The organism is Phycisphaeraceae bacterium, from assembly GCA_020639155.1.
In the GTDB taxonomy this organism is placed as follows: Bacteria; Planctomycetota; Phycisphaerae; order Phycisphaerales; family UBA1924; genus JACKHF01.
The window spans coordinates 506,829-526,684 of record JACKHF010000001.1; the positions used below are offsets into that span (position 1 = coordinate 506,829).

Annotated in this window: 17 protein-coding genes and 1 pseudogene; 10 read left to right on the forward strand and 8 right to left on the reverse strand. The window is 51.8% G+C overall.

Going from position 1 to position 19,856, the window contains the following annotated elements:
* Positions 1–675: a response regulator transcription factor gene (locus tag H6815_02180; protein ID MCB9859236.1), complete on the reverse strand. Its 675-nt coding sequence runs from the start codon at positions 673–675 to the stop codon at positions 1–3.
* A 331-nt stretch (positions 676–1,006) separates the two neighbouring features.
* Here H6815_02180 and H6815_02185 point away from each other — a divergent pair, with 331 nt between their 5' ends.
* The 5 genes from H6815_02185 to H6815_02205 all read left to right on the forward strand — a co-directional run bounded on the left by H6815_02185 (position 1,007) and on the right by H6815_02205 (position 3,735).
* Positions 1,007–1,111 (forward strand): entericidin A/B family lipoprotein, encoded by a 105-nt coding sequence (locus tag H6815_02185; protein MCB9859237.1) that lies wholly within the window; start codon positions 1,007–1,009, stop codon positions 1,109–1,111.
* Between the two features lie 138 nt (positions 1,112–1,249).
* Positions 1,250–1,432 (forward strand): DUF1328 domain-containing protein, encoded by a 183-nt coding sequence (locus H6815_02190; GenBank protein MCB9859238.1) that lies wholly within the window; start codon positions 1,250–1,252, stop codon positions 1,430–1,432.
* A 90-nt stretch (positions 1,433–1,522) separates the two neighbouring features.
* The gene (locus tag H6815_02195) at positions 1,523–1,711 is read left to right on the forward strand and encodes a hypothetical protein (protein MCB9859239.1); all 189 of its coding nucleotides are present in this window, start codon (positions 1,523–1,525) and stop codon (positions 1,709–1,711) included.
* A 50-nt stretch (positions 1,712–1,761) separates the two neighbouring features.
* Positions 1,762–2,226 (forward strand): PA2169 family four-helix-bundle protein, encoded by a 465-nt coding sequence (locus H6815_02200; protein ID MCB9859240.1) that lies wholly within the window; start codon positions 1,762–1,764, stop codon positions 2,224–2,226.
* Between the two features lie 261 nt (positions 2,227–2,487).
* Positions 2,488–3,735, forward strand: a complete 1,248-nt coding sequence (locus H6815_02205) for a mechanosensitive ion channel family protein (GenBank protein MCB9859241.1) — start codon at positions 2,488–2,490, stop codon at positions 3,733–3,735.
* 122 nt (positions 3,736–3,857) lie between these two features.
* Here H6815_02205 and H6815_02210 read toward each other — a convergent pair whose 3' ends face one another.
* The gene (locus tag H6815_02210) at positions 3,858–4,442 is read right to left on the reverse strand and encodes an ANTAR domain-containing protein (GenBank protein MCB9859242.1); all 585 of its coding nucleotides are present in this window, start codon (positions 4,440–4,442) and stop codon (positions 3,858–3,860) included.
* Positions 4,443–4,615: 173 nt separating this feature from the next.
* Between H6815_02210 and H6815_02215 the strand changes: the two genes are divergently transcribed.
* The 3 genes and pseudogenes from H6815_02215 to H6815_02225 all read left to right on the forward strand — a co-directional run bounded on the left by H6815_02215 (position 4,616) and on the right by H6815_02225 (position 7,892).
* Entirely contained in the window at positions 4,616–5,056 is a 441-nt protein-coding gene (locus tag H6815_02215) for a BLUF domain-containing protein (protein MCB9859243.1), read from the forward strand.
* A 208-nt stretch (positions 5,057–5,264) separates the two neighbouring features.
* The gene (locus tag H6815_02220) at positions 5,265–6,569 is read left to right on the forward strand and encodes a PRC-barrel domain-containing protein (protein MCB9859244.1); all 1,305 of its coding nucleotides are present in this window, start codon (positions 5,265–5,267) and stop codon (positions 6,567–6,569) included.
* Positions 6,570–6,860: 291 nt separating this feature from the next.
* Positions 6,861–7,892: pseudogene (locus H6815_02225) on the forward strand (transposase).
* Between the two features lie 272 nt (positions 7,893–8,164).
* Here the strand turns inward: H6815_02225 and H6815_02230 are convergent.
* From H6815_02230 to H6815_02255, 6 genes are all read right to left on the reverse strand, one after another.
* A complete protein-coding gene (locus H6815_02230; protein ID MCB9859245.1) occupies positions 8,165–8,974 on the reverse strand; it encodes a hypothetical protein in 810 nt (269 codons plus the stop codon).
* A gap of 506 nt (positions 8,975–9,480) precedes the next feature.
* A complete protein-coding gene (locus H6815_02235) occupies positions 9,481–10,281 on the reverse strand; it encodes a hypothetical protein (protein MCB9859246.1) in 801 nt (266 codons plus the stop codon).
* 1,103 nt (positions 10,282–11,384) lie between these two features.
* Positions 11,385–12,644, reverse strand: coding sequence for a beta-lactamase family protein (locus H6815_02240; protein MCB9859247.1), 1,260 nt, complete (start codon positions 12,642–12,644; stop codon positions 11,385–11,387).
* 46 nt (positions 12,645–12,690) lie between these two features.
* Positions 12,691–13,332, reverse strand: coding sequence for a hypothetical protein (locus tag H6815_02245; GenBank protein ID MCB9859248.1), 642 nt, complete (start codon positions 13,330–13,332; stop codon positions 12,691–12,693).
* An 80-nt stretch (positions 13,333–13,412) separates the two neighbouring features.
* Complete coding sequence (locus H6815_02250; protein ID MCB9859249.1) at positions 13,413–14,849, reverse strand: tail fiber domain-containing protein; 1,437 nt, start codon at positions 14,847–14,849, stop codon at positions 13,413–13,415.
* A 37-nt stretch (positions 14,850–14,886) separates the two neighbouring features.
* A complete protein-coding gene (locus H6815_02255) occupies positions 14,887–16,071 on the reverse strand; it encodes a hypothetical protein (GenBank protein ID MCB9859250.1) in 1,185 nt (394 codons plus the stop codon).
* 114 nt (positions 16,072–16,185) lie between these two features.
* Here H6815_02255 and H6815_02260 point away from each other — a divergent pair, with 114 nt between their 5' ends.
* Together H6815_02260 and H6815_02265 are read left to right on the forward strand one after the other, a co-directional pair.
* Positions 16,186–16,767 (forward strand): sigma-70 family RNA polymerase sigma factor, encoded by a 582-nt coding sequence (locus H6815_02260; GenBank protein ID MCB9859251.1) that lies wholly within the window; start codon positions 16,186–16,188, stop codon positions 16,765–16,767.
* A gap of 65 nt (positions 16,768–16,832) precedes the next feature.
* On the forward strand, positions 16,833–19,616 hold the full coding sequence (locus H6815_02265; GenBank protein ID MCB9859252.1) for a serine/threonine protein kinase: 2,784 nt from the start codon (positions 16,833–16,835) through the stop codon (positions 19,614–19,616).
* Positions 19,617–19,856 lie beyond the last annotated feature (240 nt).

A 19,856-nucleotide genomic window follows, 5' to 3' on the forward strand; every position in this document is an offset into this window, starting at 1 on the left:
TTAATCCATGATTCCAAATCGGTAGCCCGCGCCTTTGACAGTGTGTATCAGCTCCCGATCAAATCCACGATCGACTTTCTTGCGCAAACTTGAGACGTAGACATCGATAACATTGCTGCTTGCATCAAAGTTCATATCCCAGACTTTCTCGCTGATCTGGGCTCTGCTGAGCACTCGATTGGGAGTCCGCATGAGATACTCGAGCAGCGCGAACTCCTTGTTTGACAACTCTACATCCCTCTCGCCTCGTCTTGCATGGCGCGAGTAAAGATCGAGTTCGAGATCCTCAAACTTCAGCACTCTCCCCTCGGATGCTTCGCCGCGACGGAGCAGGGCGCGAACACGCGCGAGCAACTCCTCAAACTCGAACGGCTTTGTCAGGTAGTCGTCAGCACCAGCATCCAAACCAGCAACCTTATCGTCTGTCCCGGACAACGCTGTCAGCATGAGAACAGGAGTTGAAATTTTTCGGCGTCGAAGATTCCGGCAGACTTCAACACCGTCGCGGTCCGGGAGCATCAGATCGAGAATGATCACGTCGTACTCACCACCAGCTGCGAGTTCTTCTCCACTGAAGCCCTCATGCGCGATATCGGCGGCAAAGCCGTTCTCCTGCAAGCCCTTCTGTAGTCCTGCTGCTATTTTCGGGTTGTCTTCAACGATCAGTACGCGCATACGTGCTTCCTCTCACTTGCTTTGAGTGTGATCAACTGAATCACAGCGACAACGACAAACTATATCTCTCCTCGCAGTTCAGTGGGAGTGGTTCCGATCTATTTAACCTGAGAGGATGCAAAATGAACTGTTTTTCATAAAAGGTTCAGAGACGACTCATGTGGGTTCAGGAAGATGTGGTTAGTGGAGTTCAGCCGCATGGCACAAGCTTGAACTCAACGAACCAGACACCGCTCATTCATGGAGACACAAAATGACACGCACAACACGAACCACAGCAAAGCAGATCACTCTCGGCCTCTTTGCAGCATCAGCGCTGGCACTTCTTGGTATGTCGATAACTGCCTGCAACACGGCCAAAGGAGTTGGAGAGGATATTGAATCGCTTGGCGATGGTATTGCTGACACTGCAGAAGATGCTCGAGATGGTGAGTAATCAGAATTATTTCGATTTCACACATCCTTCAGCGTGATCTCATACGAGCAATGGATACTACACCAGAAGCACGAGAACTGACAAAACAGCATTCTCAAACGGAATTAGTTAAGCACAGTTACAGTAAAGGAGACAATCATGTTAAGCTGGGCACTCGCATTTTTCATCGTGGCGATCATCGCAGCAGTCTTTGGCTTTGGAGGTATCGCAGCCGGAGCGGCATCCATCGCAAAGATTTTATTCTTCGTCTTTGTGGTGCTCTTCCTACTCTCACTTATTGCAGGACTGGTTCGTCGCGGCTCATCGCATCCATTGGTATAAATCGCTGTGTTTTCGTAAAGGAGGTCGATTATGGCACGATACGCAAGTGCAATCATCACGCTCCTCATAACGACAGTCTTTGGCACATGCATGATTGCAACAATCACAGGCTGTGAGGACTCAACTGATATTGACGATATTTCAGATACAGTCGAAGATACCGTGGATGATGCTGGCGATGCAATCGAGGACACCGTTGAGGAAATCGCCGACGAAGTCGATGACGCAACGGATGATCTAGAGAACAGTGCATCACCAGAAACACCAAACAGCAACTGAATCTGGAATCCTCACTCACATCGCATGCAAACTTTACAATACGAAAGGATATGGCAATGGAAACCGTCCTGAATTTAGACAAATCAACGATCAAAGGCCTTCAGGATCTTATTACCATCAATCTTGACAGTCAGCACGGCTTCGAAGCTGCAGCCGAGCAGATTGAAAACAAGGATATCGCAAACTATTTCCGTCGCTGCGGCGAGCGTAGAGGTACATTTGCGCACGAGCTCCAGCGAGCTATCAAAACGACTGGAGAAAATCCCACAGATCACGGCAGTATCTCGGGCACTGTGCATCGATGGTGGCTGAACATTCGTGGCACGGTGCAAGGGGGTGACGAGCACGCTGTACTCTCAGAAGCCGAGCGAGGCGAAGATGCGATCAAAGCCCGCTATGAGAATGTGCTGAAAGAAACAGCCGGAAGCCCTTACAACGCGGTGCTGCAGCGCCAGTATGCATCTGTCAAGGAAGCACACGACACTATTCGCGATATGCGTGATGCTCGAGCATAGTGGCGGCATTCACAAAGAGGGTGAACAGGTCGCACTTGTGGGGATAGGCCGGCTCTCACTCCGTACCAGATACGGTGATTGAGGGCCGGTTTCCCATTTTTTTTGGACTTCTGCGGTAACCAAAGGAGTAGGGTAATGCGTCTCACCGGGCTTGTCATACTTCTCGCAACAACTGTTCTCTGTGCTGCGGGGGAGTGCAAGTCACAGTCTCAGGAGGCTGCTCCTGACTTACCCCAAAGAATTGTTCGGGCAGAGCAAGCATTGGCTGAGCTCCCAGGACTTGATTCAAGTGATGTAGATATCTTCGATGACAATATTGTGCTGACTGGTAAAGCCATTGATTCTGGCGTGGTCACAAAGGCAAGCGAGCTTGTCCAAAGTATCACGGGCATTGAAACTATAGATAATCGGATCGAGTTATCGTACAACATCAGCGATCGCGTACGAGGAGCAGCGGATCGGGTTGGCGAGAGAGCCGAGCAATGGCTTGCATACCTTCCCTTGCTACCCATTGCTGCTGCAATTGTTGCTGCGGGCATGCTTCTTTCCTGGTTGATCGGTAAGTGGCGCTGGCCATTCATGCACATGGTTTCCAACCCGTTCTTGCGTGATATCACACAAAAACTCACACAAATCGTGTGCCTTGTTGTCAGCATCCTCTTTGCACTTGAGGTGCTTGATGCAATGGCACTTGTGGGCGGGGTGCTCGGAGCAGCTGGAGTCGCCGGTATCGCAATCGGCTTTGCATTTCGTGATCTCGTCGAAAACTACATCGCGAGTATTCTCCTCTCAATCAGGCAACCGTTCAGCCCACGTGACCACGTATTGATTGATGGGCACGAAGGACTCGTGACACGATTGACAACAAGATCAACCGTACTGACAACGTTTGATGGCAATGTTGTGCGCATTCCAAACGCGACCGTGTTCAAATCAACAATCATGAACTATACATCGAACCCCGAGCGAAGATTTGATTTTACAGTCGGCGTTGGATACGACGTCGATCTTGAAAAAGCACTCAGTGTTGGCGTGAACGTACTCAAACACAACGAGGGTGTTATGACATCTCCCCCACCATTCGCGAAGATAACAGAGCTAGGCGATTCAAGCATCACCGTCCACCTGTTCGGATGGGTAGATCAGGCCAAGCATGACTTCGGTCGTGTACGCAGTCAAGCAATGCAGGCTGTCAAAGCAGAGTACGATCGTCTCGATATCGACATGCCAGAACCAATCTACAGCATCAAAGTCCTCGGAGAAAAAATCAAAACTTTAGTTCGCGATTTGAGCGAGCATAACGAAAACGCGCATCAAGGAGAAAATCGAGACACGGGGTCTGTATCAGTTCGCCATCGTGTCCCATTCACCGCAACATCTCCTGCAGACATAATGAAGGACACGACGATCGAGCGGCTCGCTGATCAGAATGAGTTGGATGGCGAAGGCAAAAACCTGCTCAAACCCACTGAATCCGAACAGGTGCGCGAATCGGCAACAGCAACTTGACATTTCATTCTGACTAGCGCATACTACCCAAAACCCTGCCGATGTTGTCAGGGGCTGGCGTAACTTTGTTCCGTGCTGGAACTGCCTGCCTTTGGAGTTCGGAAGTGGGTATACCCCATAGATCAGGTGTTTTTCTCGCTGCTTGTATCAAGCACCTGCTTTGCTGCTTCAACAAGTTTCATTCTGTTATCTTGAGCCGCGCGGCGCAGCTGCTCGAAGGCTTGACCCTCCGTCATCTCGTTCTCCCCCATCAAGATTCCCTTCGCTCGCTCGATCACCTTTCGGTCCTGAAGTGCTTGTTTGAGGTCTCCGATCTGCTCTGTCAGAATGCGAAGTTGTTCAAATCGTGTGTAAGCGACCACGATGGCTGCCTTCAGATCCTCAGCAACAACTGGCTCAATCAGATACGCCATGACATGATCTTCCATTGCCTTATTGACGAGTTCCATCGAACGTCGTGCAGTTACAATCACACTCGCACACGGTTCGATCTCACCGACTTCAATCATTGTTTCAAGCCCATCCCCATCAGGAAAAACGATTCCTGTCACAACAACATCAGGCTTATCAACTGTGATTGCGGACTTCAACTCAACGATAGTGCTACATCTGGCAACGATATTGTGACTGGTGCGTATGGCAGCAGCAACGGCTTCCAATGTATCGTCGCTGCCATGAGCAATAACAACGTTGAGATTTTGAATCATGGTTTTTCCTTGATTGGCTCTACAAGGGGTGCGGCACGATGCCGAAACAACCCCCTTGTAAAACTGTACTCCCATCGCAGCACCAGAAGTCAAGAGCACAAACATGCAACCAACAGTACCAAGTTCTCACACGCAACTACAACTGCAGATATGCAGCTACACCTGAGGACCGCATGAACGAAGCTCAAAGCCAGTTGCACATGATGGCATACAGCAGCAAACGACAATCGTCGCTTTCCGATTCCGAGATCATCGACGGCATTGTGCTCCCTGCTATGCGAAAGAACAGAATACTCGATGTCACCGGATGTCTTTGGTTCAACGACACATACTTTGCGCAACTGCTGGAAGGTGCGGCTGATGTATTGCACACACTTATGCACAGAATCTGTGCTGATCACCGGCACACGAATGTTGAGGTGCTGATTGATCAACCATTGCCAATAAGGCACTTCGAGCGGTTCTCTATGCAGGTTGTGCCCGTCAAAGGAAGATTTGATATTAAGAAGCTACTCATCTCTGCTGAAGCGGGAAGTGAGATTCCGCAGAAAACAGAAGAGAGCGCACCGCACCGTACACTGTTCGGCACATTTACTCGCTTGTTCTGGTTCTGAGAACCCGAACAGTGCTGAATCTCCATAAGGCATCAAGTACTAACAGGATCAGGAATACAAACCGAAATATGAACCATAATTCATGTTGAAGTCACGGGATGTTCATACTACGAGCTGAATATGTCTCTAGCTGACTCGGGATGGATCATGTTGAGCTTATACAAAGCTTGCCCTGCCCGGTCACAACGAAGATAAAGGAGACATACACATGTTAAACAAGACAACAACCGCATCGATCGTGCTCCTCAGCACACTTGCTGGAACAGCGTTTGCACAAACTGATGGCAACATTACCACAACAAAGCAAACACCTGAAGCAACACAGAGTTCGCCTCACACCACTGCTATTGAGCTCTATGGATCGAGACAGGCAATTCAGCTGGCAACTCGGGCAGAGATGCTGCAGACATCACTTGCCAATGCTGTTCAGATTGCTGAAAAGCATTGTAATGGCACCGCAATTGGATGCAGAATCAGCCCGTCTATCGACACCATTATCGATGTCAGGTCGTACAAGAATCGCCTCAATCGAGAGTTGCCGATGCGCGAGGACAGCGTAGACGAAGCCAGCAATGTAAACCGACCAACAGATTATTCAGTGAATCCATCATGCTTTGCAACAGTCACATGTGTCATGGAGAACTCACAGGTGCGTGACGTCATTGTCGACATGCGCCAGGGGAGCGTTGTCGGAATGGCATCAGCTGCAAACTCCTCAAACATGTATTGGCCTTCCGAAGCTCGGATCACAATGTACAACGTGTATGGCGACAGCCAGCGCGCAGAAGCGAGCGATGCAAGCAGGGCTCCCCGTCTGTATCGAGCAACCGATATCATGAATACACGTGTTGAAAACTTCAGCAATGAATCTATCGGCACAATTAGTGACTTCGCGATCCAGGGCAGAACCGGCCGCGTGGTCTACGGGGTGCTAAGTCGAGGCGGCTTCCTTGGTATCGGCGAATCGTTGTACGCTGTTCCGACAGAGGAACTAGCAAACTATAAAAATGACAAACTCACTGTCGGCTTCGACACCGAGGTTCTCGATTCGTTCAATGGCTTTGACGACGACAACTGGCCACTGCAAAGTAACTTGCAATGGACGTCAAACCCAGTCGAAGCGAACGACAACAAACATGAAGTGTATGAAGTTGTGAAAGCATCAGAAGTTGTCGGCGAAACACTCAAGACGCGCGAGGGTGAGGACGTTGGCACAATCAGCGATCTTGTGATTGATCCCATGCGAAGCAGAGTTGCGTTTGTGATTGTTCGGACCGATGCTGGTAATGTTGCGATTCCCATGGGAGTATGCCATTTCTTTGACACGCAGTGCATCGTAAACATCGAAAAGGAGCAGGTTGATACCGCAGCAACCTTCACCGATGAGTATGAACCTGTCTGGGATGATGCTGAATGGAGTCGCAGACTTCATGAAACATTCAACGTTAAGCCGTACTGGGATGATGCAAATACAAAGCAGATGCGGAGCAGCGACGCTTCAGATAATCGATGAACAGAAAAGGGAGCACGAGAGCCGCCGTCACATATCGTTCCCAGCCACGTGGCGTGCGGCTTTCGTCCCCCTTCCAAAGATGACTCTGCGATTTTGCCCCCCTGTCGTGGCGCTAGTGGATTGATGAGAACTGCATTGGATGCAACTCTCACACCACTAGCGCCCGCTTTGGTGTCTCAGTACATCAACGTTAGGTCTGCAGTCTCTTTCAGACACTCAGGATCCAAGGCTGTCATGCGAGTTTAGCTCTCATTCCTTTGCGATATGAATTAGATTGTCAAGCCCTGGCAGATGCTCGCAGTGATCGTTGCAGGTCTGTTCAACGAGCAGCAGCAGTTGGTGATTGAGTACCTAGGTGAAGAAAATCGTGTGCTGAGGGAGCAGTTCGGCAAGCGACGACTTAAATTCACCGACAAGCAGCGCCGCAGGCTGGCTGTTCGTGCGAAGCGGCTTGGCAGGAGAGTACTTCGGGATGTGTGCTGCATTGTTACTCCAGCAACACTCTTGCGTTGGCATCGGAAGTTGATCGCGCGCAAGTACGATGGTAGACCACGCGTCATGGAGCACATACGCAAACTCGTTGTCCAGATGGCAACTGACAACGATTGTGGTTATGAGCGGATTGTTGGTGAACTCAAAGTGCTCGGGCATCGTGTGTCATCTTCGACCGTTGCCAACATCCTGCACGAGCAAGGCATTGAGCCAGCACCTGAGCGATCAAAGCGCACCACATGGCGCAAGTTCCTGAAGCGGCACTGGTTGGTGCTAGCCGCAACGGACTTCTTTACCGTCGAGGTGTGGACATCAAGAGGGCTCACACGATTCTGGGTGCTCTTCGTTATTGAACTCGAGTCGCACAAAGTCGAAGTCGCTGGCATCACGTCGAAACTCTCAGACGCATGGATGCAGCAGGTCGCTCGGAATCTCACGGATGTCTTCGATGGCTTCCTGCTTCACAATCGGCTCGTGATCCACGACTGAGATCCAATGTTCACAATGGCATTCCAACGGCTGCTGAGAGAGTCCGGCATTGGGTGCGTCAGACTCCCGCCCAGAAGTCCGAATCTCAATGCCTTTGCAGAACGGTTTGTGCTCTCGATCAAGAGCGAGTGCTTGGACCACATGATCCTGTTTGGCGAGTGTCAACTGCGCCACGCTATAGCTGAGTATGTGGAACACTACAACGCAGAGCGCCCTCACCAAGGGTTGAGCAATCTGCGAATCGGCAAACCATCACCGCCCGAGTATGAACCGGCTACAGACGTTGGTTGTAGTGAGCGACTAGGCGGTTTGCTGCGTTCCTACCATCGAAAAGCGGCGTGAACTCAATATTTGGATAGGACGGGGACGGCATCAAGGCATTTGCAACAGATGCATCATCGGGTCGTTGAACACGCCCGACAAACCTCCAGATAACGTCGAATCGCGCGAACGATTGGGCGGCTTGCTCCGTTCGTATCACCCGAAAGCAGCGTGAACTGAGTATTTGGACCCTACACGATGTCGCACCATGGTCTTATAGGCCGCACGAATATTTGAACAGGTCAGTTGCTGCAGTCAATAAAGCGGCGTGAATAAGATGCAATCCACTCTCATCACCAACCACGCGATTGAACGCAGTAGAGGATCGCAGGATATGTTGCAACGAATGTCCAAAGGAAGCAGTTAAGCCCCATCAGCACCGCATTCAAAGCATGAAACAATACTCCGGAGATGAGAATTGCGATTGAGAGCGGGTAAGGAGTGACAATCACGAGCGGGAAAAAGCACTCCCATCCAATAATGAATCGCGAAATCAATTTGGCCAGTCGCGGGTGAGCCTTGAGGTGAGCCGCAATCGACGCATTCCCGTAGATTTGTGTTCCCGCGATTCCGACCAAGTATGAACCGTCGCGCCAACCTCGCGCAGAGGCTTTTGCGACGCCGGCAGTCAAATAGGAAAGGCAGGCTTGCATAGCAATGAACCACACCCCGGCGGTAGTTACTAGGTCGGTTCCAACAAGCATACAGATTCCAAGTGGCCAAAATATGACGCTGGTCATCTGATCAGATCCGTCATGACCATAAGTGGTTCGGACGACAAGCGACATAGACAGAATAGCGATGGCCAGAAGAATCAGGCCATTTAAGGCCACAGCTTCATCACCTGCTACCACGCACACTGCGAGGGCCATGCGCATTCCTATAAGCACCAGTACATTTGGATATCGCAGGACCGAATCTAGGCAGGTGGCCAGCGTACCGACGGCGAAGACAGGTGCTCTCAAGCGTCCCAGTATCCAGCTCATAAGACCTGAGTTTGTAAGTAATCGCCGATTTGCCAAATACTCGGCATCGGCAATCGCGACCCCTACAGCGCTAATCTTCGCGGTCAATAACAGGCATGTCTGTAGATCGATATTCATTTATATTGAGTGTAAGGCAGATCGAAGCAGAACACGCGGTCGCTCTTCACTCTGGCTTCCGAATGACTGCATCAAAAGGAACTGAGTCGATTGCGGCTTGATCGAACGCGGAAGAGAGGACACGAAGTACAGTAACGTAAGGTACGGTATCGATCCAACGATCGCCCGATCCGCTCGGCGAACCAACTCGGCCATCTCCGTGACTGAATCGAACAGCGCCTTAGAATTGCGCTTTTGTGGATTCCAGATGAAGTTCCACCATCGACGGGCGCTTCTCATCCTGATTTCGGTCCAGTCGGTTGACGTCCCGTCAGGGAATCTATCCTGAAACAACAAGTGGTAGTCACCCGTGAGAGGCCTCGGTGCAAAAAACGTCCACACTGGCACCATCGACAAGCGGTCCCAACGACGAATAGTTGGCTTCAACTGCGGGATAAGCACTAGTACCGATGAGAGGAACCAAATCACTAGAATCCCGATGGCGGTGAAATCAAGTGCAAATCTAATCATGCATACCCAACCATCTGCCTGAGATACTGGTGCCGAAGCTGCAAGAGCTCTTGAACTGATGCGCTGGGTCCGAGCCGATCGATGTCAGATTGATCGAGGTGCATAAGATCGGGAACGACACAACCGGCACATGTGACAGCCAAGCCTACTGTAACGCCTATCGCAAATGCCGCCGCGACTGCCCATGCCGTTGTATCACAATCGAACTCGTAGGCCACGTTCCTCCAGCGGTCCATGTCGTTCTGAGCTTTCATCAGCTCTGCTTCAGCTTCACTGAGATCTGGCGTAACCTGAATTACTATCCCTTGGAGTCTGTCTGCCTGTCCAGGCTCTTCGAGGTATTCGACAAGTTCGAAACCCTCCGGCGCCAGCCGTCCACCATTGTACGGTAAGACGAGCACGGTATAGTCCAAGTCATCCGGCACTGCCAAGCCCGATGCCAATATATTACCGCCGTATCGCAACTCGGCAAACACGCTTTGTTTTGATATCAACTCGATAGCCTCGCCAATTGGCAGCGTCTTTCGGCAGGCGAATTGCTTTTTGAGGTGTCGAAAGATGCTTGCTGCCCGTTCACCGCCTTGTATTGCTGCAGTGCGGACTTCCTCGATTGCTTGAGAGTTCCCCTTGCTTAAGAAAACCATCATACTGCCTGGAAGTCCAAGTGTTGGTCGCTGTCCAGTAGTCGGTGTCGTATTCAAGATTTTGATACTGGACACCTCAGCTACACGCGAACGCATTGCAGCATAGATTGGAGCTGTAGCTCGTTCCTGTGGGTTCTTATTGATCACTGTCATAATCCCCTTGTATATGCGGTATCTCTGTCATCAGTGTAATGTCGAGTGAGTGCCTATATTTAATAGACCAGATGTGCTAGGCAGTCGAAATGCTATCCTCTTGCACGTCGGTCCAAATACTCAACTCAGTTTGATTCTATGCACCGCGAAGGGTTTCGAATGCAATGGGATTACCTTTTGCTTCGCCATCCCACACACGAGTAGCCGGCAGTTGAGATTTACTTGCGGAGGAAAATGAGCTCGTAATCTACATGTCTCTGCAGTCAGGCGACGAGTTGTGGTCGTTGCTGCTGCTGCGGGATGCCAGTAAGTAACTGTCATCACTCGTCTTATGCTCCTGCTTAATAATTGGGTAGGATGTCCTCATCAGGGGTTTGGCAACGTGCGAATCGGCAAGCCCTCACCACCCGAGTATGAACCATCAACGGAAGTTGGTTGCAGTGAACGATTGAGCGGCTAACTGCGTTCCTACCATCGAAAAACGGCGTGAGTTCAGTTTTTGGATAGAACGGGTTGGTAAGTGGGGATGTTGTCCGCAGTTGGCTGCTCTAGTCACGCGCTGACACCTGTCTGACAAAGCGGGTGAAGGGATTCGAACCCTCGACATTCACGTTGGCAAGCTGAAAGCGCAGATGGCGAACCTCCGCTTTCACCGATACTTACACGATTTCTGAGAACTCGCATCTGCGCATGGTATGCGCAACTTTTTCCGTTGCTGGCAGTTTCTGGCACCTTGTGGCCGTAACCGATGGATTTGGCACCCTCGGGCGCTGGTGTCCCGGAGGCCGTCTATTCTCGCGACAGCCGGGCACCCAATCGGCCCTGCTGGCCAGCATTACTCTGGGGTTCAAAACCCTACGCGCATTTCACGAACGCACGAGACGCTGGTGCGTTCGGCGCGGCAGTTGATCTGCTGTGGACTTGGATGCTTCTGTGCCGCGATTGCTCCTGCCGTTGTTTGCACGGATTGCGTCGACCGAACATATCGACCTTGCGCGGCAGTTGCAGAACCTCAAGGTTGAAAACCAGATCACCCAAACCAAGCCAACCGAAAGGTGTATCTGAATGCTCGAGATCGCGTAGCAATACTCCACAATCTTGAATCATAATGATTCATCTGGCATTTCACTGTTAACCCGATGCAGGCCTAATGCACGTGCGGCTGCAAACCACTCATCAACTGTGCCGTTGTCACTCCCTCGCGACTGCGTAAAGAACAGAACGATGACATCTGGATCCGGAACCGCGACGGCAACTGTGCCATCCGAGCCGGAGTGCCCAAAGACCAGTGGATCATCTCCATACAGACTCCAGTGATATCCATAACCACCGTCCTGATCAAAGCCGTGCTGTGTCAATGCCGCTTCTACAAGACGTTGAGACAGCAACTGCCGCGTGGATGGCGAAGTATCTTCCTTGCTCTCATTGATCCAATCCATCCAGTACGAAAGCCATCTTGCATAATCCGTGATTGTTGAAACAAGCCCGCCGGAAGCTCGAAAGTATGGAAAGACTTCTGACTCCTGCGGTGTCCAATACTTGTACCATTCCTTTGTCTGGTCGTCGCGCTGATACGTTGGATTCATTTGGCTTGCCCATTGTTCACTCGGTGAGTAGCCAATGTGTGTGTCGTTCAAACCCAGCGGCATCAGAATTTCGGTTGCAATAAACTGCTCTACAGGCATCCCCGAGAGATGTGTCACGAGCGCGCCAAGCGTGAACGAGTTGACATCGCTGTAGGTAAACTGATCGCCGGGAGAGAGTTGCGGCCCCTGCTTGCCACAAACATCGACGATTCCCTGGAGCGTATCAAAGCTTGCCGCAGGAACCGGCCAGCCCTCCTGGATAAAACCGCTTGTATGCGTCAGCAACTGCTCAACTGTGATATGACGCGAACGATCGTTATCCCATGACGCAAAGTATTCTGCCGGGCGAGAATCCAGCCGGAGAAGCCCCCGATCGATCAGCATGAGCGCAGCCGTTCCAGTGAACGGCTTGGTCATTGATCGCAACCGGTAGTACGAGTTTTCTTTGAGCGGAATGCCGGCTTCCCGATCGCTCCAACCAACAGCTTCATGGAGAATCGTTTTTCGGTTTTTCACGATGAGCATTTCTGCTCCCACGATGCGATCATCTGCAACAAACTGCTCAGCTACTTCAACCAGATGACGAAGGTCTTCACTCTCAAGTCCCAACTCACTTGGATCAATCTGTGGAAAATGCCTTTCTGCAGGACCTATTGCAGGCCTTGTCTGGCACGCAGCAAGCAGAGTGAGCACTGCGGCTGAAGCACACAACAGAAGCAACCTGCGAGCCCAAAACCACCAAATCCTGAGATGAATCGCTTGTGTGACTTCGTTCATGGAGTTCTACTGAAAAGTTGTGCGATGATACAATCATCCAATACAGCTACTGGCATCCCATCGCAAATGCATTGCCGTAGCAAATATAATCGAAGATGTCAAAGTCACCATCACCGTCACAATCAGCGTACGAACCAAGCGCTGCGTACTCGTTGCCGAAGCAGATGTAGTCAAAGATATCAAGATCATCATCGAGATCACAGTCAGCATAGCACCCGCGAATGGTAAAACTGTCGAACCCCGACCATTCATCACCGATGACAGCTTCCACCCTGACGCGAATGTCTGTCACGTTTCTGAGAATAGCGTCCCACTCCCTTGCATTGACACCCCAAACCTCGGCAGTTAACGGTGCAGCATGGCGTTCCCAGGTTGTTGTGGGCAAATCAGTGATGAATACATGAGCAACTGTACCAGCCGTTGATGTGATGGTAACTGTACCAAAGAATGGCAACGGACCTGGGTTGTTCTGGTAATCACCCTCTCGGAAGTAAAATGACATGACGCCATCGTTGTATTGCGTGAGATCTCCGTGGTATGTGCTGGGAGCTATCACTGCCATGTCCTCGGTATTCCCGTTGTCAACAATACGCAAATAACCATCCGACACGCCGCCTGACGATTCCCAGTTGACAACGGCACCGGTGTTTGGCTGCCAGCCATCTGTGCCGAACGAGAAGGAACTCATCAGCTGCGCCGAAGCATTTGCGCAAACGGCAAGGCAGATAAATGCTATCAAAGAGCATTTTTTGTCGGTATACAGAATATTCATCGCTCTGCTCCTTCGATATGCTCAACCAGTTGTTTCACCGTCGCTTCGAGCGTTTCAATGCGATCGTGCAGCGCTGCAATCTCCGCGTCTTTTTCTGCACGCAGTTGCTTGACAGCTTCTGTCAGGAGTGGCGTCATCCGGCTGTAATCCATGCCTGTGACAAAGTCACCATTGTCCTCGTACGCAACGATTTCCGGTAACACCTGCCCGACTTCTTCACCGATAAATCCGATGTCATGATTGCCACCGTGCGCCTGATCCCAATCGAAGTGCACGCCGCGAATGCGTGTGAGTTGATCAAGCGGGTCGGAGATTGCTTTGATGTTGCGCTTCCATCGGATTGACGATGGAGAGCCATAGTTGATGCCAGCGCCAACAGCATAGAAGTCGTAGCCTGAACTGCTTGCGCAGTCGCCTCGTACAGCGTAAGCGGTGCCTGTTACAGGCGAAGTACGTCCCGCGATAGCTGTTCCGCCCATGGTGTGTTGAGTTGCTAAGACAGCTGCAAGTGCGCTGTATGAGACGCTACTTATTGTGTCATTGCACGCAATGCGATTACTGAAGTAGATTTGACCGTTTGGGAAGACCGTGATCGCATCCTGGACTGTTCCTGCGAGTTGGGTGCGAAGTGTGAGACCGATGTCTGACGTGTTTGAAGTGTCTCGCGCCTGGATGTACGCTGTTCCAGCCTGTCCGTCGCCCTCGTACGCGTGCAGCCAGAGATGGCCACGCCCGTAATAATCGCCTGTGTTGTGCAGTTGTTGCTTTGGAAGTGTCGTGCCAATGCCAAGATACCCCGCACTGGTCATCGTCGCGTGTGTGTCTATGAGGCCTCCGACAGCCTGGCTCGTTGCAAATCGCAGATCTGACCCATCGGCCCACGTCAGATCATTGCCTACAGACATGTACAACCAACGATCGCCGGACGAACCAGTTCCAGTGACACCGAGGCGTGGCACGCTAAATGGTGCGATTTCGCCATGTACCTCAAGTGGGAGCTGGGGAAACTGCGTCCCAATCCCAACACGCTCGCTTGTATCAACGAAGATACCTCGCGTCTGCATCGCGTATGGCGCTCTTGTGATGGGCTGGCGGGGGCTCAGCGGAACAAATGTTCCAGTTCCCGCTGGTGATCGCACGTCGACGCCAAGCCAGCGCTGTTCGCCATTGAATGCGCTGGCACCAAAGTCAAGTTGCACGTTAAACAAACCATCATCAAGCACGATGTCGGTGATCGCCTGAGTCGAACCTATCTGGTTTCCATTGGTCTCAGCATCGTACAAGCGAAACCGCATGTCCGCAGTGCTCCCAACAACAGCGCCGCGTGATTTCAAATGCCCCTGATACATGAATGTTGTGTCTGTTTGTGCAACAGCACTCGAAACAAGGGCAATAACAGCGAGCCAGCTCCAATATGTTCGTTGAGTTCGCATGTACTTTCCTGTATTGGAGAGGTGGCGTTTGAGCAGATCAGGGGCGAAATACAACCAGACTGAACTCGCCGTCGATAGACGTAGATGGAGTGCTCAGTTTGTCAACTCGAACCTTGTATGAGCTGCCACCCGATGAATATGCACGCACTATCACCATACTGCTGGAGTGAGACGTTGCAATGATGATGTCGCTTTGCTGTACACCACCATCGACATAAATGTTGTACACACCATCAGACGGGTGCGTCACCGAGGCGATATTCGCAGAGGAAGAAACAACTGCGCCATTTGGAGCAATCCTGCAGTATGCGAACACGGAGCTTGTGCGCTGCACGCCAAATCTGATTTCACCGCCATCCGCGTTCAGATACAGCGTTGCAGCTGCGCCGGCATTTCGCGCCATGATCTCATTGGAATCAAGACTGACGTTTGGGCCCATCACATCGCCAAGCACCAATGTGCCGCCACCAGATATTGATGTGTCTGTGCCACCGGTTGCAACAATCGCGTGGTCTTCGGTGTCTGCATGCACAGCTATGTGTGAAGACGGGGATGCAGTGGTTCCGAATCCCACACTGCCAGCTGGATCGATCGAGAACAACTCGTTGAACCCAGCGCTATTGGCGTAGTCTGACGTGCCGAATCGGAGTGTGGAGGTTGGGTTCCACGCGATGGTTGGCGCGGGGTTCAGTCCCATTGTGAGCCAGTACGGTCTGCTGCTAAACACGCCAGTGGTGCCGATTCGCGGCGTACTGCCCGGCCCAATGTTTCTGTGGACTTCCAGCGTCATTTCCGGAGATGTTGTGCCAATGCCGATCTGGTTGAACTCGTCAACAAATATGCCCCGTGTTTGAATGGAGAACGGCGCGCTTGTGATGGCCTGTCGCGGAGTCAGTCGTATGTACACGCCCGCCCCAGGAGGGGTGCGCACCTGGATGTCCAGCCACATTGATGTTCCATCAAACGGCGCAGCACCAAAGTCGAGATCGGCTTGCATCAGGCCGTTATCAATATCCAGACTGGTCAGCACGAGTGTGGGGCCGATCTGATTTCCCCCGTTGACAGCGTCGTAGAGTTCGAACTGCACGTCAGCTGTTCCAGTGAACGGCGAGCCCTGCCAAGCCAGTGTTCCTTGGTATGTGAATGTGGTTGTCGTGGTTTGTGCGGCACATTGAGTACCGATAAGCAAGACAAAAGCAATCCAGACTGCCGCACATCGCATGACACAAACTCCTCATCTATATCTGTCTACCTCTGCGGTTGTTGGATCCTGTCCTGGCTCCACTACAATCCGTCATTGTGTTGTGTGCTTGGACACGCTTTGGAAAAATGTCCAGTGAGCAATGACTCTTCGCCAATCTCATCAGCAACCCCCCGCCACAACGCGGAGGAACTTCTGCCGCTCATCTATGGTGAACTGCGGCGCCTAGCTGAGTCTCGATTGCGATCACTTCCTCCAGGGCAAACACTGCAGGCAACAGCACTTGTCCACGAGGTCTTTATCAAGCTCGTCGGTCAGTCTGATCCAGGCTGGGACGGCAAAGGCCACTTGTTCGGGGCCGCTGCGAGAGCGATGAAAGAGGTTCTTGTCGATCAGGCAAGGCGAAAAGGAGCTTTGAAACGAGGCGGAGATCGTCAGCGAGAACTGCTCGATCCCAATGCCATAGCTCAAGATGATGACAGCTCTCTGTGGGAAGACATCCTTGAAGTTGACGCGTGCATGGAGCAGTTTGAGCGCGAACATCCACGCTCAGCACAGGTTGTTATGCTGATGTACTTCGGAGGATTGAACTCCCATCAGGTCGCGGCAGCGCTGGATCTGAGCGAACGCACAGTTCGCCGGGACTGGCGATTTGCGCAGGCATGGATGTCAGCTCGGTTGTCCAAAGATGAGTACCACGGACGGATTGATACATAGTTCGATTGATTCACGAACAGAGCTATCGACAGATCGTTGTGCAAAGAGCATTCACTGGGGTTTGTATGGTCGCACCATCGAAGTCACTTCGGGATTTGTTCGACACGATTGTCGACCTTCCCATCGACCAGAGGAATGCGTTCATCGAGCAGTATTGCAAGGATGCGCAGACTCGACAGCAACTTGAGGAGCTTCTACTCCACGACACACTGAATACAGCAGACTCCTTTGTATCCCCAGTACTGCATCTTGTGCCACAGAATCGGACTGCTGAGCCGGCTGCTGGTTTTATTTCTGAGATTGTCGACCTTGGCATGATCGGGCAGGTTCTTGATAACCGGTATCGAATCGTCGAGGTAGTTGGCCAGGGCGGTGTCGGCATCGTCTTTCGAGCCGAGCAGATTGCACCGGTCAAGCGGGGTGTTGCTGTCAAAGTACTCAAGCCCGGCATGGATACCGCTCGCATTATCGCGAGATTCGAATCAGAGCGGCAGGCGCTGGCCCGCATGAATCATCCGGGCATTGCTCGCGTGCTGGATGCGGGCGCAACACCATCTGGGCGATTGTACGTTGTCATGGAACTGATTCCGGGCGTGCAGATTGCGAAGTATTGCGATCGGCAATCACTTGATATTCGCGATCGTGTGCAGCTGATGCTGAAAGTGTGCGAAGCAATGCAGCATGCTCACGAGAGAGGAATCATCCACAGAGATCTGAAGCCAGCAAACATTCTCGTTGCCGATTCTGGCCAGCCTGTCATCATCGACTTTGGGGTTGCCAAAGCAGTTGGAGACATGCTCGCGGATACGCAGCACACACAGCAGGGGCAGTTAATTGGCACGCCTGAATACATGAGCCCCGAGCAGGCAAATCTCTTTGCTTCCAGTGCTGATGCTCGCACCGATGTCTATGGGCTCGGTGTTATTCTGTACGAACTTCTTACCGGCAACACACCCTTTGATAACGAAGTGCTGCGCTCAGGCGGGATGGCTGAGATGCAACACGTCATACAGAATGTCGAGCCAAAGCGCATGTCCACGCGAGTTGGTAGCGATGATCCTGCTCGAACGACACAGCTGCGCGGTGATCTGGACTGGATCGTCGAGCGTGCCATGCAGAAACAGCGTGAGCATCGGTACCAGAGTGTGCAGGAACTCGCGAATGATCTGAGCCGATACCTGCGAAACGAGCCTGTTCTTGCGCGTCCTCTCAGCATGAGATACCGGACGGGACGGTTTGTTCGACGACACCGCGTGCTGGTGTATGGCACATCGGCATTGATACTCACACTCGTCACAGGTGCGACAACGAGCACGGTGCTTGCTTTCCGTGAGTGGCACCAACGAACACTCGCTCAGGACAATGCTGTCGCTGCGAAGCTCGAGGCATCGCGCGCGGCAGCTGTCAATCTGTTCCTACGGCGGATGCTAGAAACAGCTGGCAATCTCGGCTCGGATGGTTTGAACGTCACGATGGGAGAGGTGCTTGAAGCAACATCCCAACGCCTTGATCGTGGCGAACTTGCTGACCAGCCCGATGTCGAAATAGAAGTTCGTTTTATTGTTGCGAAAACATACCTTGAACTTGGATGGCCAACGAGAGGGGCGCAGCACGCCCAATGGGTTCTTGACCATGTTGAGGACCAGTTCGGACTCAACAGCGAGCGCACAATCGAGATGTTCTGGGTGTGCGGCGAAGTGCTTAAAGGGAGCAGCAACTACACAGAAGCACTCGCTGCATTCCAGACATTGCACGAAGTGTTGTTGCAAGAGGCTGGTCCAGATGATTCGCGCACATGGACCGCGCTCAATCAGGTTGGAAACACGCTCTTCAGACAAGGAAACGTACGAGAAGCTGGTCAGGTACACGAAGAAGCGCTCAAGCAAACACAACGACTATTGGGGAACGATCACATTGAGACAGCATTGGCAGCTGCGAATCTTGGCGGTGTCATGCGTCGCATCGATGAGTGGGAACGGGCCGAAGAGCTGTACCTTCAGGCTCTATCAGTGATTGATCGAGTTGGTGATCCGGCCAGCAGTTGTGCGCTCCGACGTGAGATGGCTGTGTATGTACTCCCATTTCTGGGACGTGATGCTGATGCAGACCGTTACATGCGTGAAGCAGTCGACATTGCACTGACACAACTCGGCGAACACCACGGCGGAACATTTGGAACGCTTGAGTACGCAGCGTTTCACAGCATCAGACTTGGGCATCGGGAAGAAGCCCTCAGCTACCTGCGTCAAGCTGTCGAACTTGTCAAGCAAAGCATCGGCACCGGATCGTATGAACACGCAGAAAAACAAACTTCGCTCGCGTGGCTTTATCTCTTAAGTGGCGACAGCCAGGCAGCAGTCGTCAGCGCACGTGACGTGCTCTCGATTCTGGATTCTGCCGAGATTCGAAACGCAGAAACTTCGATGAGCATTGCATCGCGGAATGACCGTGTTCGGGCTAGGGCAATGTATGTCCTGTGCCACGCGTTGCACAACACAAGATCGTTTGACAATGCCATAGCAGCTTGCCATGAGCTAATTGCAATTGCTGAACAACAGCCAAAGGCATTGACAAGTTTTCGTATCGAAGCTACTCGAATCATGCTTGCCTGCGAACTCGCACTTGGTCAAACCAAGGATATTGAACCGCAGATCCGTACGCTTCTTGCTGAAACAGAAACTGTGTATGGCACCGACCGACATATCACAGCACGTGTTCGTTTTACGCTGGCAGATTGCCTTGAAACACTGGAATTGCCAGGAGGTGCTGCAGAGCGCAAAGCTGCGATTGCAGTGCTTGAGAAAGCTGCTCATCTGCATTACCGTCCCTTTGCCCCATTGCAGCGATGACAAGACCGCCATGTTCTCGCCTAGTGCTCATTCGACCATAAGTTTATTGCTGCAATGGAGCATAGACATTGACAGATAACCGCGTGGAAGTGCAACAGAACAGTAATGCAAAACTGAAAAAGCGTCGGCGATCTCAATGTTGTGCAATTAAGTATCGGCTACGACTGAGCGGCGGCTTGCATAACTATTGCCACACGGTTGGGCAGCTTATGGGCGTTTGCATGTTTGCATTATCCGCAC